The following is a 12,877-nucleotide window of genomic DNA, read 5'->3' as shown; positions in this document are numbered from 1 at the left end:
GGCCGACAATGCGGTCACCCGCGATTTTCGCCTGGCGGCCCGAGCAGCGCGATCGCAGCCGCCGCCAGCAGGAGGATCGCACCGGCGATTTCAGCCCAGCCGACCGCCTCGCCGAAGAGCCAGGCTCCGGCCGCTAAAGCGACGATCGGCGAAACGAAGGCGTAGAGCCCGGCACGGACGGTGCCCCAATCACGCATCAGCACGAGATAGAGCGTATAGGCGACGATCGTGCCAAACAGCGACAGGAACAGCAGACTGCCGATGGCGGCCGGCGTGTGCAGCGCCTCGAGCGTCTCACCCGAGATCGGCTCCAGCACGAGCGACAGCGCAAGCAGTGCAACACCGCCGATCGCAGCCTGGACCATTGTCAGCGCCAGTGGTTTGACCGCGCCCACCAGCGGGCGCGAAACCACGCTGCCGAAGCAATAACAGGCGGTCGCAACGACGATCGCAGCGAGCCCGATGCCGCTCGAACCGCTTCCCGCGCCAAGCCGCGTCCAGAACAGCCCAACCAGCCCGATGCTGCCGATAGCGAGCGCGGAAGCGTGGCGCCAGGTCGGTCGCTCCTCGCCGGTGAATGCGGCAATCGCGAACAGCAGGATCGGGATCAGCGCCAGGTTGACCAGCCCCGACAATCCCGAGGGCACGTGCTGCATTCCCCAGAAAAGCAGACCGTAGGTGCCGGTATTGACCAGCAATGCCGAGACCACCGTCCGCCCCGTTCGCCCGTGGGCGAATGCCGCGCCGGCTCCACGCACCGCTGTTGCCAGAAGCGCGGCGGTCAGCAAATAGCGCGCCGCCGCCAGCAGTAGCGGAGGCACGTCATTGAGACCGAGCTTGATCGCCGCCCAGGTCAGCCCCCAGATCAGCGACATCACCGCGAAGAAGGCGAGATTGCGAACCACCAGATTCGCCGCTCAGCGCAGTCCCTGACGATCGACAAGTATCCGGTGGATGTCGATCCGCTCCGGCAGCTCGATCAGGAACTCGGCATCGCGGTCCAGATGATGGACTTTGGTCGGTTCGCCTCTGGTAAAGGCCGTCATCGCTTGCATGTCGGCCCAATACGAGATGGTTGTGAACCACGTCTCGGCATCGCGGTCTTCGCGCAGCAATTGGACGCCAAGCGCCGTCTTCTCGAGGGGCGGAATACCCTCGGCACGCAGGTATGGCTCATAGGCGTCGGCGACGTCGCGGCGGGTGCGACCGCGCCAGATGCGCGCGATGGTCGGTTTGGTCGGCATGAGGTTCTCCTTCAGACAGGGGACAACAACTGAGCGCAGCAAGCGACGCCGGGTGAGATCAGCCGTGAACACGAGCCAGGAAATCGCGGACCAGCGGCAGCGCGTCGTCGAAATGTGTCTCGAGCAGCCAGTGACCCGCCCCCTCGATCAGATGCAGTTCCGCATCGGGCAGATCGCGATTATAGGCCTGCGCCGACGCCGCGGGCATATAGCCGTCCTCTGGCCCCCAAACGATCAGCGTGGGCGGGTGGTGTTCACGCAAATAAGCCTGGTAACGCGGAAACCAATTGAGATTGGCTTCCAGCTTCTCCATCAGACCGACGGCGATCTGCCGACGAACCGGCGTGTTCATCAATGGCCAGTGAAGGCTCCAGAGATCGGGCGGCACGCGGATTGCAACGTCGTCAGCCACTTCCCCGATGAACTCGCCCCGGAACCCGTCCTCGCTCACGGCGGCCTCGAGCGGACGGTGCTTGTCGGGCGACTTGTCGGTCCACCAAGCCTTGATCGTGGCGTATTTGGGTCCAAGCACGTCTTCGTAGATGTCGCCGTTCTGGATGATCAGGGCGCTGATCCGCTCCGGGTGCGAGATCGCATGCCGGAGTCCTATCTGCGAGCCATAATCATGCAGCCACAAGGCGTAGCGTTCGAGACCGAATTCACCGGCAAGTTTGGAAAGCACGTCGGAATAGGCGTCGAAATCATAGCCAAAGGCGGCCGGATCTGGTGTGCCACTGTATCCGAAGCCCGGCCAGTCGAATGCAATCGTTCGCCAGCGGTCGGCGAGCGCCGGCATCAGTCGGCGGAATTGGAACGAAGAGCAGGGATAGCCGTGCGGCAAGAGCAAGACAGGTGCTTCTGGCGGCCCTGCCTCGCGATAGAAAATGGATAGATCATCCAGTTGGATGCGTCGGTGCGTCGTTGCACCCGGCATTCGGACCTCCGTCGAATAAACACCGGCTAAACGCCTTTGACCGAGGGATCGTTCCGAATGAGGGAAGCGGACGGACGGCAATATTCATCTCTTCAAATTCACCACGATGACACCGCCCAGGGCCAGCGCGCCCCCGATTATGCCGAGCAGCGTGGGGACTTCGCCCAGCCAGAAGAAGCCGATCAGCGCGGACATCGGCGAGACCAGATAGAGGAAGTTGGAGGCACGTGCGGCGGGCAGACGCGACAGCGCGGTCGCCCAGGCGGCATAGGCGATGAGGCTGGGCACGATGCCGAGAAAGATGACGGCGCCGAGGCCTGCCGTGTCGGCAACCGCCGCCTGCGAAAAGGCCGACGGCAGGAAGGGCGCCAGGCATAGTGCGCCGAGCACCATGTTCGAAGCCGAAATGGTCAACGGATGATGGCGGGCAAACAGCGGCTTCTGGACGATGGTGTTGACGGCCGAGCACAAGGCCGAGCCAAGCACCAGAAGAGCACCGGTGTTAAATGACAGGCCATGCCCGTCGGCCATGGCGATGACGCCTATGCCGGCGAAGGAAATCACCGTGCCGGCCCAGGCCATGCCCGAAAAGCGCTCGCCCAGCAGGACCATCGCCATGATGGCGGTGAAGATCGGGCTGACATTGATGATGAAGCCGGCGGCACCGGCCGAGACGGTCAGTTCGCCGAAATTGAGCATGACGGTGTAGAGCGCGACGAAGATGGCGCCGCCGAAGACCAAGCGCCACACTTCGTCGAGCCTGGGCAGCGCCGGGCGCTTGACGGCCAGGAAGATCGCCGCCGGCACCGCGGCGATGGCAAAGCGCAATGCACCCAATTCCAGCGGCCCGAAGGCGGCGAGACCGGCTCGGATGGCGGGAAAGGCAGAAGCCCAGCCGACCACCGTCAGCGCGACAGCAATGGCTGCCGTGGTGTCCATCCGCTGTGTCGAATTCAACGTGCCCGTCATCGCGCTCATCTCACTGCCCTCGCATTCTTCGGTCCTGAGAGGCAGAAAACGCCATTTCAGGCCGGTTGACAAACGACCAAATCGAGGATCACCTGTGACTATGGATCACAGCTCGGACACAATGGTGCCGCTCGAGACGCTCCGCGCCTTCGATGCGGCGGCGCGGACAGGCAGCTTTTCGGCGGCCGCCGAAAAGCTCAACATCACCCATGGCGCCGTCAGCCGGCAGATCGCCAAGCTCGAGGACTGGCTGGGATTGAAAGTCTTCGACCGTGGTGCGCGCGGCGTCTCGCTGACGATCGAGGGGAACCGGCTGCATCTGCGCACGGCGGAAGCCTTTGCGCTGATATCGACCCATTCCGACCGCTGGGTCGAGCCGCGTGGCACCGCCGTGGTGCGACTGACCTCGATCCCCTCGGTCAGCGGACTGTGGCTGATGCCGCGCATGGCGGCTCTGGAGAACAATCCCTCGAAGCTGCGCATCGTGCTCGATGTCGACATCCGCCAGGCCGACCTTGCCGATGAGGGCATCGATCTCTCCATCCGCTGTGGACGCGGCGGCATTCCGGGCCGCGTCTCGGTGCAGCTTTTCGAGGAACATGTCTTCCCCGTCGCGTCACCCGGGCTTGCCCGCGAGATCGGCCGCGGCGACCCGGCCCGGCTGCTCAAATATCCGCTGATCAACGATTCCGACGCGTCTGCCTGGCGCGCCTGGTTTGCCGCGCAAGGCATGGATTATCGCCCGCGCCCGCAGGACCGCCGCTTCGAGGACTACAATCTGGTGCTCGACGCCGCCGCCTATGGGCTGGGCATCGCGCTGGCACGCCCACCCCTGACCGGGCATCAATTGCAATCGGGCCGCATCACTCCCGTCGATGAGCGCACCGCGCTCAATCCGGTGTCCTACTGGCTTGACCGGCCGATCGGGCGGCCGCGTGCCGCAGCCGCCGACCTCGCCCGCCGCATCGCGGCAGAGGCCGGGCTGGCTCCGGACAAGATCGAGGCGTTCATCGAAGCCGAGCGATAGGCCTCTCGGACATATATCGAGAACCGGCCGATTCGAAGCTCAGCGAAGCAACAACAGAACGAACCCGAGGATCACGGCTCCCAGAAAACCGGCCATTATCGAAACAAAGCCAATTTTCACCAGCAACTGCTCAGGGTTCGGCACCGCACCATGGGATTGATTGGCCGGCCTGTGCCTGCCCGCCAATGTACCCAGGGCGGCAGCGTTGCGCGGGACTGGAGCCTGCGGCGGGATAAGCGACAGCAATGACAGCCCCGCAACCTTGGCAGGGGCATTGTCATTGGCCGTTGTCGAAGGCGGCAAGAAGGCTCGCAGCGTTTCGGCTTCGGGTTCTGCCTTTCTCGCCGCGATCGTTGCCAACGCCGCCTCTTCGCCCGTCTCAAGTTGGGCAAGATAGGCATCGACGATGCCAGCCGATGCGATCTGCTGCGATTTGACGGCCATCGGCGCGGCCGGCAAAGTCAACAGCGCTGGCGCTGTCTGTTGTGCGAGCAGAGACGGCGCCGGCGGCTGGACCAGCGCCTTGACCAGTGCCGTCATGACTGGATCAGCCTGCCCCGAGGGCACTACCTGCGGCGTCATCACTTCCCTGAGCAAGGCGGGAAGACGAGTGGAGGAAATGTCCATTGCGGCCTGCCAACACCATTTTTCCGCCTCACAATAAGCGTTCAGCATTGTCTCAGGCTTGTCGCATGCTTGACCTCGCCGGGAATTTATGGCGATGAAATCCTCATGAACCCTGGCGTCCCCGCATGATGAACCGTTTCGAAGGCCCCGGCGGCAAGGAAGCCCGCATCCGCTATCTGGATGGCGACTTCCAGGTTACCAGTCCCGGCGCGTTCGTGCGTTGCGCGGTGACAGGCGAAAGCATTCCGCTCGACGAGTTGAAATACTGGAGCGTCGCCAGGCAGGAGCCCTACATCAGCGCCACCGCCTCGCTGCGCCGCGAAATCGAGATGCATCCGGAGCTGCGTAAGCGCGGTTAGAGCAGTTCCCCGTTTCACGGAACGGCGAACCGCTCCAGCTCTTTGTTTGACGCAATTCCCAAGGGAAAGCGCTATGCGCTTTTTCCCAGGAAAACCGTTTCACACTTTTCCTGGAATTGCTTTAGCCCTTCAGCTTGCGCTGGCGCCAGGCATCGAGCGTCTCGTCGATGATGCGCTCGGGAACGTGGTCGAGTTCGAAGACCGTGTCGATCTCGAGCACCTCGAGCCGGTCGAGGAAGTCCTGTGAGGCGCCGTGGCGCAGCCGGGCGGCGTCCTTGGCGGTGGTGATGAGCACCAGCCCTTCGGCGTGCGCGGTCGCCGCCAACTCGGCAAGTTCGTCCTCGGCATAGAAATGATGGTCCGGAAACGGCCGCGTCAACGCCAGTTCGCCGCCGGCTTCGCGCACCGTGTCGAAGAATTTCTCGGGATGGCCTATACCGGCGAAGGCGAGGAACCGCTTGCCGGCAAGCCCTGCCTTGCTGCTTGGCTCTGTATGGGCCTCGAAGATTGGCCGGCCGGCGCGTGCCGCCTGGCGGACCACGCTGTCGGCGGCGATGCCCTCGCCCATTTTCAACAGCCCGCTGGTGAAGACCAGCTGGTCGACGATTTTGGCCCTGAGCGGACCGCCCGGAATGACGCGGCCATTGCCGATCCCATAGCGCGCATCGACGACGACCAGCGCATAGTCGATGTGGATGCGGGCGCTCTGGAAGCCATCATCCATGATCAGGAAATCGCAGCCATTCCGTTCCAGCAGCAGCCGGGCGCCGGCGGCACGATTCGGCGTCACCGCCACCGGCGCGTGTTCGGCCAACAGGAGCGGCTCGTCGCCGACATGCCTGGCGCTGTCGTGATGGATATCGACGACATGCGGCTCGGCGAAGGAGCCGCCATGGCCGCGCGACAGAAAACCGGGTTTCAGATGCATGCGCTTGGCCTTTTCGGCGAGCGCGATGGCCACCGGTGTCTTGCCGGTGCCGCCAACCGTGAAATTGCCGATGCACAGAACGGGTGCTTCGATCTTCTCGCGCTTGGCCCGCCGCATGCCGCGACCGGCGGCGGCGGCATAGATGGCCGATAGCGGCGACAGCGCCAAGACCCGCCAGTCCGGCTCTTCCCACCAGAATGGTGGTGCTTCGGAGGCCACGCTAGCGCCCGTTCGCGCCCTTCAGGCGCGACTTGACGACCAGCGGCTGGATGTAGGGCTCAAGCGATTTCAGCGTGCGCGCCAGCGCGCCGCGCATCTCGTCGACGGTCGCTACACCCGCCGCCATCATCTCGTGGCGCGCCACTTCGTTGGTCAGGAGGAAATTGACGGCGCCGGCCAGCATGTCGCGATCGCGCACCAGCTTGGCGCCGCCGCTGTCGAGGAGACGCTGGTAGGCCTCGCGAAAATTCTGAACATTGCGCCCGGCGAGAACCGCCGTGTCGAGCATGGCCGGCTCCAGCGGGTTCTGGCCACCCTCGGAGGTCAGCGAGCGGCCGACGAAGGCGATTTCGGTCAGCCGGAGATAGAGCCCCATCTCGCCGATCGTGTCGCCGAGCAATATATCCGTGTCGGCGGCGATCCTGTCGCCCTTGCTGCGCCGCGCGACCTTCAGGCCCATGCCGGAAATCTGCGCCGCAAGCGCCTCGCCGCGATCGGGATGACGCGGAACGACGATCGTCAGGAGACCATGGTGGCGCTTGTGCAGCGTCGCGTGGACTTCAGCCGCGACCACTTCCTCGCCGTCATGGGTCGAGATCGCCGCCCAGGTCGGGCGCGTGCCTACCTGCCGCCGCAGCGTCGCCAGCGCCCGTTCGTCGACGGGCGGCGGCGAGGTATCGACCTTGAGATTGCCCGACACGGTGACCGGCCGCGCGCCTAGCGCCAGAAACCGCTCGCCATCGACATCCGACTGCGCCACGACGTGAGCCAGGTTCTCGAACAACGCCTCGGCGATGTTGGCCCGTTTCTTCCACGACTTGAACGAGCGGTCGGACAGCCTGCCATTGACCAGCACCTGCGGCACGCGGCGCGCGCCAAGCTCGAGGATGGTCATCGGCCAGATCTCGGATTCGGCGATGATCGCCAGGTCCGGCTGCCAGTGATCGAGGAACCGGCTGACCGCCGGCTTGAGATCGAGCGGTACGTATTGGTGGATGATCCGATCACCGAGACGCTCGTCGGCGACCTGCGCCGAGGTGACCGTGCCGGTCGTCAGCACGATGTTGACGCCGTAGTCGAGAATGCTTTCGACCAGCGGCACGACGGCTATGGTCTCGCCGACGCTCGCCGCGTGGATCCAGATCACCGGCCCGTCGGGGCGCGCGCGGCCGGCGACGCCATAGCGCTCGCGGCGGCGGTAGCGGTCTTCCTTGCCGCGCGAGGTGCGCCAGGCAACATAGGGCCCGACCAGCGGATAGGCTGCCGCACCCGCGAACCGGTAAGCCGACAGCATGGCCCGTGCCCAGCGGCCGCTCATCGCGGAGCATCCACGAGACGGTAGGCCTCGGCGGTCGCGGCATTGAGCGCGGTCGTCACTTCCTGGCGCTTGCGCTCCATTTCGGCGTCATCGGCGCCGGCCGCCACGAAGATCGGCTGGCCAATGACGATCGACGAACGGCCAAACGGCAGGTTGATGGTGGTCTTGTCCCAGCTCTTCTCCAGCACCTTGCGGCGGCTGGTGGTGATGGCGACGGGCACAAGCGGCCGGCCCGAGAGGCGGGCCAGGAGAACGATGCCAAGCCCTGCGTCTCTCGGCGTGCCGTGCGGAATATCTGCGATCATGGCGACGTTCTTGCCGACGGCGAGCGACTTTTTCAGGGCGATAAGCGCTTTTGCCCCACCTTTGTCGAGGTGCCTGGCATTTTCCCGCCCGCCGGAGCCGCGCACCGCCTCGATGCCGAATTTTTCCAGCATCAAGGCGTTGAGCTCGGCATCGGCGCTGCGCGAAACCATGGCGACCAGCGGCTTGCGCTTGGGATAATAGGCCGGCGTCAGCAGATGCTGGCCGTGCCACAAGGCGATGATGCCAGGCTCGAACTCGGTATAGGCCCCGCCCGAAAACCGCGCCGATCCCTCGACGACGCGATTGGTGAGGCGCACGAAGCGGACGAACTGGGCGAGAAGGCTGGCGATGGCGTTCTTGACGAATCGCGACTGCGCCAGCGGTTGGCGAATCTTGCGCCAGAAGGCCTTGGTCGTGCGGCTGCGTCCCCTGCCCGTGGGCGCGGCATCGCTTGCTGGCCCTTTCGCCAGGTCATGCTCCATCGAAGTCAACCGGCAGCCTTGTTGTCGGGGTCCAGCAGCCGGTGCAGATGAACGACGAAATAACGCATGTGGGCGTTGTCCACGCTGGCTTGCGCCTTGGCTTTCCATGCCGTGTGCGCGGATTGATAGTCGGGATAGATGCCGACGATGTCGAGCCCGTCGAGATCGCGGAAATCGGTGCCGCCAAGCTTCTTCAGTTCGCCACCGAACACCAGATGCAAAAGCTGTTTCTTTCCGTCTTCCGCGGCCATGTCGGTCCTTCACATATCGTGAGTTTGTGACAGGTCTAGACCAAAGCCGCCGACTTTGGAACCTTTAGGGCGAGATGAATTCATCTCGCCCGGGAAAACGCTTTCACGCGTCCAGACCGGCGATGACGCCGGCGAGCACGGCCAGCAATTCACCGCTGCCGGCAGCAAGTGCGCCGTGACGAGTCACCTCGCCGGCATAGAGCGGAGCGTGGCCATGCTGGTCGAGCAGCTGGCCGCCGGCCTCGCGCAGGATGAGGTCGGCCGCCGCAATATCCCAGTCATGCGCATTCGGCTTGACGAAAGTCGCATCCAGCGAGCCATTGGCGATCATGGCCAGCCGATAGGCGAGCGAAGGGCTGTAGGGCGCCCGCTTCAGGCGCGCCTGCCATTCGGCCGGCATCAGGTCGGTCAACTGCTTCAACCCGGAGATCTCGGCCGTGTCCGGCAGCTTGCGAACCGCAATGCGCTTGCCGTTGCGGAAGGCGCCCTGGCCGGGCAGCGCCCAATAGGTCTCCTCCATCGCCGGGCATTCCAGCACGCCGGCCAGCGTACGGCCACGCTCGACGACGGCGACGCTGACGCACCAGGTGCGCTGGCCTTCCAGAAAACCGCGTGTGCCGTCGATCGGGTCGACGACGAAGGTGCGGCGTGCCGAAAGCCGGACCGGATCGTCAACTGTTTCTTCCGACAGCCAACCATAATCCGGCCGCGCCGCCAGCAATGTTTCGCGCAGATAGGCGTCGGCGGCATGGTCGGCCTCGCTGACCGGCGATGTGCCGCCCTTCATCCAGACTTGTGGGCTGTTGCCGAAGTAGCGCATGGCGATGACCCCCGCCTCGCGGGCGGCATCGCGCAGCAGCGGCAAGTCCCCAGAGGCGCCGGAGATGGCCCCGGCTATGGTCAGGTCATGCTCCGGCAAGGGTCATGCCTTCGATCAGGAGCGTCGGCGCGGCGGTGCCGAAATTGCGGTCGAGGTCATCGGCCGGCACCATGTTGAGGAACATCGTCTTCAGGTTCGAGGCGATGGTGACCTCGGCGACCGGATAGGCAAGCTCGCCATTCTCGATCCAAAAACCGGAAGCGCCACGGCTGTATTCGCCAGTGATCATGTCGACGCCCTGGCCGAACACTTCGGTGACGTAGAAGCCGGTCTTGAGCGATTTGATCAGCTCTTCCGGCGACCGCTCGCCCGGTTCGATGGCGAGATTGGTGGAGGATGGTGTCACGGAAGAGCCGCCGCGCGCGCCGCGGCCGTTGGTGACGAGGCCCAGTTCCCTTGCAGCCGAGGTCGACAGGAACCAGTGGTTGAGCACGCCCTTCTCGACCATCAACAGCTTTTCGCCCTCGACGCCTTCACCGTCGAACGGCCGCGAGGCCTGGCCACGCAGCCGGAGCGGCTCGTCGGTGACGGTGATGGCGGAGGCGGCCACCTGCTTGCCCATCATGTCGCGCAGGAAGGACGTCTTGCGCGCCACCGAGGCGCCGTTGATGGCGCCGGCCAGATGGCCGGCTATGCCGCGCGCGACGCGCGGGTCGAATACCACGTCGACCGGCCCGGTCGCCGCCTTGCGCGCGCCGATGCGGCGCACGGCGCGTTCGCCGGCCTTGCGGCCGATGTCCTCGGGCGCATCGAGATCGGCAAAATGCTGGCGCGAGGAGAATTCATAGTCGCGCTCCATGCCGGTGCCCTCGCCGGCGATGACGCTGGCCGAGCGCGAGAACCGCGAGCCGACATAGTGGCCGAGGAAGCCGTGCGAGGTGGCCAGCACCAGACCACCCAGCCCCGCACCGGCGCTGGCGCCGGCCGAATTGGTCACGCCCTTGACGGCAAGCGCTGCCGCTTCCGCCGCCAATGCGGCTTCCTTCAACTGGTCTGCCGACACTTCGGTGGCGTCGAACAGATCGAGATCGCGCGTCTGTTTGGCCAGCAATGCCGGGTCGGCTAGCCCCTGATAAGGATCCTGCGGCGACACTTTCGCCATCGCCACAGCGCGCTCGGCCAGTGTTTTCGGGTCGGACGCCGCGGTCGCCGAGACACTCGCCACGCGGCCGCCGACGAAAACGCGCAGCGCGACATCCTCGCTCTCGGAGGCTTCGGTAGCCTCGACCTTGCCGAGACGCACCGACACCCCAGTCGAGCGGCCGCGCACGGCCACCGCGTCGGCGGCATCGGCGCCGGCCTTTTTGGCAGCCTCGACCAGGGCCGCGACGCGGTCGGTCAATTTTGCTGCGTCTGATATATCGGTCATGCCTGAAATCCTGCTGATGCGGCCGGTGTGCGGCCGTTGCCCACCCATCTATTGTTCCGGTCCGGCTTGTGCAATGGCATAGGCTTCAATCAAAATGCAGGGTGGACGGTTCAAATCGCCAACCCTGTGACGCAAAATCGGTTCGCAGCCTGCACGGAGCATTTCGATGACGCCATTCCATCTCGCCTTTCCGGTCCGTGATCTCGATGAAACCCGCGTTTTCTATGGCGAGGTGCTGGGCTGCGCCATCGGCCGCTCGTCAGCGACCTGGGTCGATTTCGACCTTTACGGCCACCAGATGTCTGCGCATCTGCGGCCGCAGGCCGCACAAGCTCCCAGTGACGGCAAGGTCGACGGCATTGTCGTGCCGATCCCGCATTTCGGCGCTGTGCTTCTGATGGACGACTGGCAGCGCCTGGCGACGCGGCTGGAGGCGCGCGACGACATCGACTGGCTGGAACGGCCGATGGTCCGCTTCAAGGGCGAGCCCGGCGAACAGGCAACGCTGTTCATCCGGGACCCCTCGGGCAATGCCTTGGAATTCAAGGGCTTTCGCTCTTTGGAGCAGGTTTTCGCGCATTAGCTCAGGATCGAGGGCATCGGTCGATCAACGGCCGAAACGGCCCGCCGCGAAGGGTGCGAGCCGAGCCGGATCTTCGCGTCCAGCGATCAAGTCGGCGACCAGCCGCGCCGTGATCGGGGCGAGCGTCAGGCCGAGATGGCCATGACCGAAAGCATGGATCACCCGGGAACTGGCGTGTGAAGGGCCGATGACCGGCCTGGAATCCGGCAGGGACGGCCGGAAGCCGAGCCATTGCGAGGCAGGCGAGCCGAGCCCGGGAAAAATTTGCCTGGCGCCACGGTCAAGCAGCGCCAGCCGGCGCGGATTTGGCGGCGCGACCAGGCCGCCGAGTTCGACGGTGCCGGCGACCCGCAAGCGGCCAGCCATCGGCGTCAGGTAGAAACCAAGATCGACGGGACACACAGGCCGGTTGAGCAGCGGCGCGTCGGTCTGGAATTCCAGATGATAGCCGCGCTCGGTCTCGAGCGGAATCCTGTCGCCGGCCTGCGCGGCCAGTGCGCGCGACCGTGCACCGGCGGCGATCACCACCGTGCCAGCCTTGATGCGAACGCCGGGGCCGCTGAGCTGGACACCGCCAGCCTCGACCTGCAGCCCGGTGATCTCAGCCTGCTTTACCGATGCACCACGGGCGCTCACCGCGCCCAGCAACCGCCGCATCACCATTGCCGGATCGGTGACATTGATCGAGTCGGGAAAATACACGCCATGCGCTACTGTCGCAGGCAGGCCCGGCTCAAGTGCCGCCACCTCTTCCGGGGTCAGCACCTCTTGGTGGATGCCAAACCCAGCGCGCATTGCCCGGCCGCCGGCGCCAGCGGCAAAATCGCTCTCGCGGCGATAGAGGTAAAGACAGCCATTGCGGCGCAGCAGGTCCTCCAGCCCGGCCTCCCCAGCCGTTTCCTCCCAGGCCGGGAGGGCGTCGGCCAGCAGTCCGGCGAGCGCCAGCGCATTGGCCCGGGTGGCCGCCGGCAGCGACTGCCGCATGAACCGAACGAGCCATGGCGCCAGCTGCAGCAGCGCCGGCCAGCGCAGCGAAAACGGGCTGTCGGGATCAAGCAGCAGCTTTGGCAACGCCCGCAGCACCGCAGGAGTGCCGACCGGCATGCAGGCATATTCGGCGATCGTCCCGGCATTGCCGAACGACGCGCCGGAGCCCGGCTCGTTCGGATCGATGAGCAGAACTTCGCGGCCGTCCGCGACAAGGCGAAGTGCCGTCGCCAGCCCGACAACTCCGGCGCCGACAATGGCGATTTCGACCGTTTCAGAAGCAGCCACTGTGGATCTTCCCGATTGACCTTGAAATCCCGTACCGATCATGTGGTCTCTTGGTTCGGGGTCACGGTCCAGTCTTGATCCCTGGAATCGAATAGGCCAGATCTTT

At 65.1% G+C, this 12,877-nt stretch carries 15 protein-coding genes; 3 read left to right on the top strand and 12 right to left on the bottom strand.

Annotated features, from left to right (window positions below; all coding sequences use genetic code 11):
- Positions 1-14 precede the first annotated feature (14 nt).
- From NKH06_RS13555 to NKH06_RS13540, 4 genes are all read right to left on the bottom strand, one after another.
- On the bottom strand, positions 15-905 hold the full coding sequence (locus NKH06_RS13555; protein ID WP_023813567.1) for a DMT family transporter: 891 nt from the start codon (positions 903-905) through the stop codon (positions 15-17).
- A gap of 12 nt (positions 906-917) precedes the next feature.
- Positions 918-1,244, bottom strand: coding sequence for an antibiotic biosynthesis monooxygenase family protein (locus NKH06_RS13550; RefSeq protein ID WP_023813566.1), 327 nt, complete (start codon positions 1,242-1,244; stop codon positions 918-920).
- Between the two features lie 58 nt (positions 1,245-1,302).
- Positions 1,303-2,178, bottom strand: coding sequence for an alpha/beta fold hydrolase (locus NKH06_RS13545; protein ID WP_352775904.1), 876 nt, complete (start codon positions 2,176-2,178; stop codon positions 1,303-1,305).
- Between the two features lie 84 nt (positions 2,179-2,262).
- The gene (locus NKH06_RS13540) at positions 2,263-3,156 is read right to left on the bottom strand and encodes a DMT family transporter (RefSeq protein ID WP_128305063.1); all 894 of its coding nucleotides are present in this window, start codon (positions 3,154-3,156) and stop codon (positions 2,263-2,265) included.
- A 91-nt stretch (positions 3,157-3,247) separates the two neighbouring features.
- Here NKH06_RS13540 and NKH06_RS13535 point away from each other — a divergent pair, with 91 nt between their 5' ends.
- Positions 3,248-4,174 (top strand): LysR family transcriptional regulator, encoded by a 927-nt coding sequence (locus NKH06_RS13535; protein ID WP_128305062.1) that lies wholly within the window; start codon positions 3,248-3,250, stop codon positions 4,172-4,174.
- 39 nt (positions 4,175-4,213) lie between these two features.
- On the opposite strand, the gene NKH06_RS13530 is transcribed toward NKH06_RS13535, so the two are convergent.
- On the bottom strand, positions 4,214-4,801 hold the full coding sequence (locus tag NKH06_RS13530; protein WP_128305061.1) for a hypothetical protein: 588 nt from the start codon (positions 4,799-4,801) through the stop codon (positions 4,214-4,216).
- A gap of 125 nt (positions 4,802-4,926) precedes the next feature.
- Between NKH06_RS13530 and NKH06_RS13525 the strand changes: the two genes are divergently transcribed.
- The gene (locus NKH06_RS13525; RefSeq protein WP_031213688.1) at positions 4,927-5,160 is read left to right on the top strand and encodes a DUF2093 domain-containing protein; all 234 of its coding nucleotides are present in this window, start codon (positions 4,927-4,929) and stop codon (positions 5,158-5,160) included.
- Positions 5,161-5,281: 121 nt separating this feature from the next.
- On the opposite strand, the gene lpxK is transcribed toward NKH06_RS13525, so the two are convergent.
- The 6 genes from lpxK to NKH06_RS13495 form a co-directional block, all read right to left on the bottom strand.
- Entirely contained in the window at positions 5,282-6,307 is a 1,026-nt protein-coding gene (gene lpxK, locus NKH06_RS13520; protein ID WP_128305060.1) for a tetraacyldisaccharide 4'-kinase, read from the bottom strand.
- 1 nt (position 6,308) lies between these two features.
- Entirely contained in the window at positions 6,309-7,625 is a 1,317-nt protein-coding gene (gene waaA / locus NKH06_RS13515; RefSeq protein WP_128305059.1) for a lipid IV(A) 3-deoxy-D-manno-octulosonic acid transferase, read from the bottom strand.
- Positions 7,622-8,413 (bottom strand): lysophospholipid acyltransferase family protein, encoded by a 792-nt coding sequence (locus tag NKH06_RS13510; protein ID WP_352868037.1) that lies wholly within the window; start codon positions 8,411-8,413, stop codon positions 7,622-7,624. The genes waaA and NKH06_RS13510 overlap by 4 nt, the downstream gene beginning before the upstream one ends.
- A 5-nt stretch (positions 8,414-8,418) precedes the next feature.
- Positions 8,419-8,664 carry a DUF4170 domain-containing protein gene (locus tag NKH06_RS13505; protein WP_056593794.1) on the bottom strand — a complete coding sequence of 82 codons (246 nt, stop codon included), beginning with the start codon at positions 8,662-8,664 and terminating at the stop codon, positions 8,419-8,421.
- A gap of 103 nt (positions 8,665-8,767) precedes the next feature.
- Positions 8,768-9,583, bottom strand: a complete 816-nt coding sequence (locus NKH06_RS13500; protein ID WP_352868040.1) for a 3'(2'),5'-bisphosphate nucleotidase CysQ — start codon at positions 9,581-9,583, stop codon at positions 8,768-8,770.
- Complete coding sequence (locus tag NKH06_RS13495) at positions 9,570-10,913, bottom strand: TldD/PmbA family protein (RefSeq protein WP_352679973.1); 1,344 nt, start codon at positions 10,911-10,913, stop codon at positions 9,570-9,572. Before NKH06_RS13495 ends, NKH06_RS13500 begins: the two co-directional genes overlap by 14 nt.
- A gap of 166 nt (positions 10,914-11,079) precedes the next feature.
- Between NKH06_RS13495 and NKH06_RS13490 the strand changes: the two genes are divergently transcribed.
- Complete coding sequence (locus NKH06_RS13490; RefSeq protein WP_013532348.1) at positions 11,080-11,496, top strand: VOC family protein; 417 nt, start codon at positions 11,080-11,082, stop codon at positions 11,494-11,496.
- Between the two features lie 24 nt (positions 11,497-11,520).
- Here the strand turns inward: NKH06_RS13490 and NKH06_RS13485 are convergent, their stop codons facing one another.
- Complete coding sequence (locus tag NKH06_RS13485) at positions 11,521-12,771, bottom strand: NAD(P)/FAD-dependent oxidoreductase (protein ID WP_352808443.1); 1,251 nt, start codon at positions 12,769-12,771, stop codon at positions 11,521-11,523.
- Positions 12,772-12,877: the final 106 nt, after the last annotated feature.

Source organism: Mesorhizobium sp. M1342 (assembly GCF_040317955.1).
Taxonomy (GTDB): Bacteria; Pseudomonadota; Alphaproteobacteria; order Rhizobiales; family Rhizobiaceae; genus Mesorhizobium.
The sequence above is the reverse complement of the archived record's forward strand: the minus strand, read 5'-3'. Positions and strand labels throughout refer to the sequence as shown.

What these genes read in the sequence shown, in the direction of transcription:
- NKH06_RS13550 (WP_023813566.1), bottom strand. Translation starts at nt 1,244, where the DNA reads ATGCCGACCAAACCGACCATCGCGCGCATCTGGCGCGGTCGCACCCGC.
- NKH06_RS13545 (WP_352775904.1), bottom strand. Translation starts at nt 2,178, where the DNA reads ATGCCGGGTGCAACGACGCACCGACGCATCCAACTGGATGATCTATCC.
- NKH06_RS13540 (WP_128305063.1), bottom strand. Translation starts at nt 3,156, where the DNA reads ATGAGCGCGATGACGGGCACGTTGAATTCGACACAGCGGATGGACACC.
- NKH06_RS13535 (WP_128305062.1), top strand. Translation starts at nt 3,248, where the DNA reads ATGGATCACAGCTCGGACACAATGGTGCCGCTCGAGACGCTCCGCGCC.
- NKH06_RS13530 (WP_128305061.1), bottom strand. Translation starts at nt 4,801, where the DNA reads ATGGACATTTCCTCCACTCGTCTTCCCGCCTTGCTCAGGGAAGTGATG.
- NKH06_RS13525 (WP_031213688.1), top strand. Translation starts at nt 4,927, where the DNA reads ATGATGAACCGTTTCGAAGGCCCCGGCGGCAAGGAAGCCCGCATCCGC.
- waaA (WP_128305059.1), bottom strand. Translation starts at nt 7,625, where the DNA reads ATGAGCGGCCGCTGGGCACGGGCCATGCTGTCGGCTTACCGGTTCGCG.
- NKH06_RS13510 (WP_352868037.1), bottom strand. Translation starts at nt 8,413, where the DNA reads ATGGAGCATGACCTGGCGAAAGGGCCAGCAAGCGATGCCGCGCCCACG.
- NKH06_RS13505 (WP_056593794.1), bottom strand. Translation starts at nt 8,664, where the DNA reads ATGGCCGCGGAAGACGGAAAGAAACAGCTTTTGCATCTGGTGTTCGGT.
- NKH06_RS13495 (WP_352679973.1), bottom strand. Translation starts at nt 10,913, where the DNA reads ATGACCGATATATCAGACGCAGCAAAATTGACCGACCGCGTCGCGGCC.
- NKH06_RS13490 (WP_013532348.1), top strand. Translation starts at nt 11,080, where the DNA reads ATGACGCCATTCCATCTCGCCTTTCCGGTCCGTGATCTCGATGAAACC.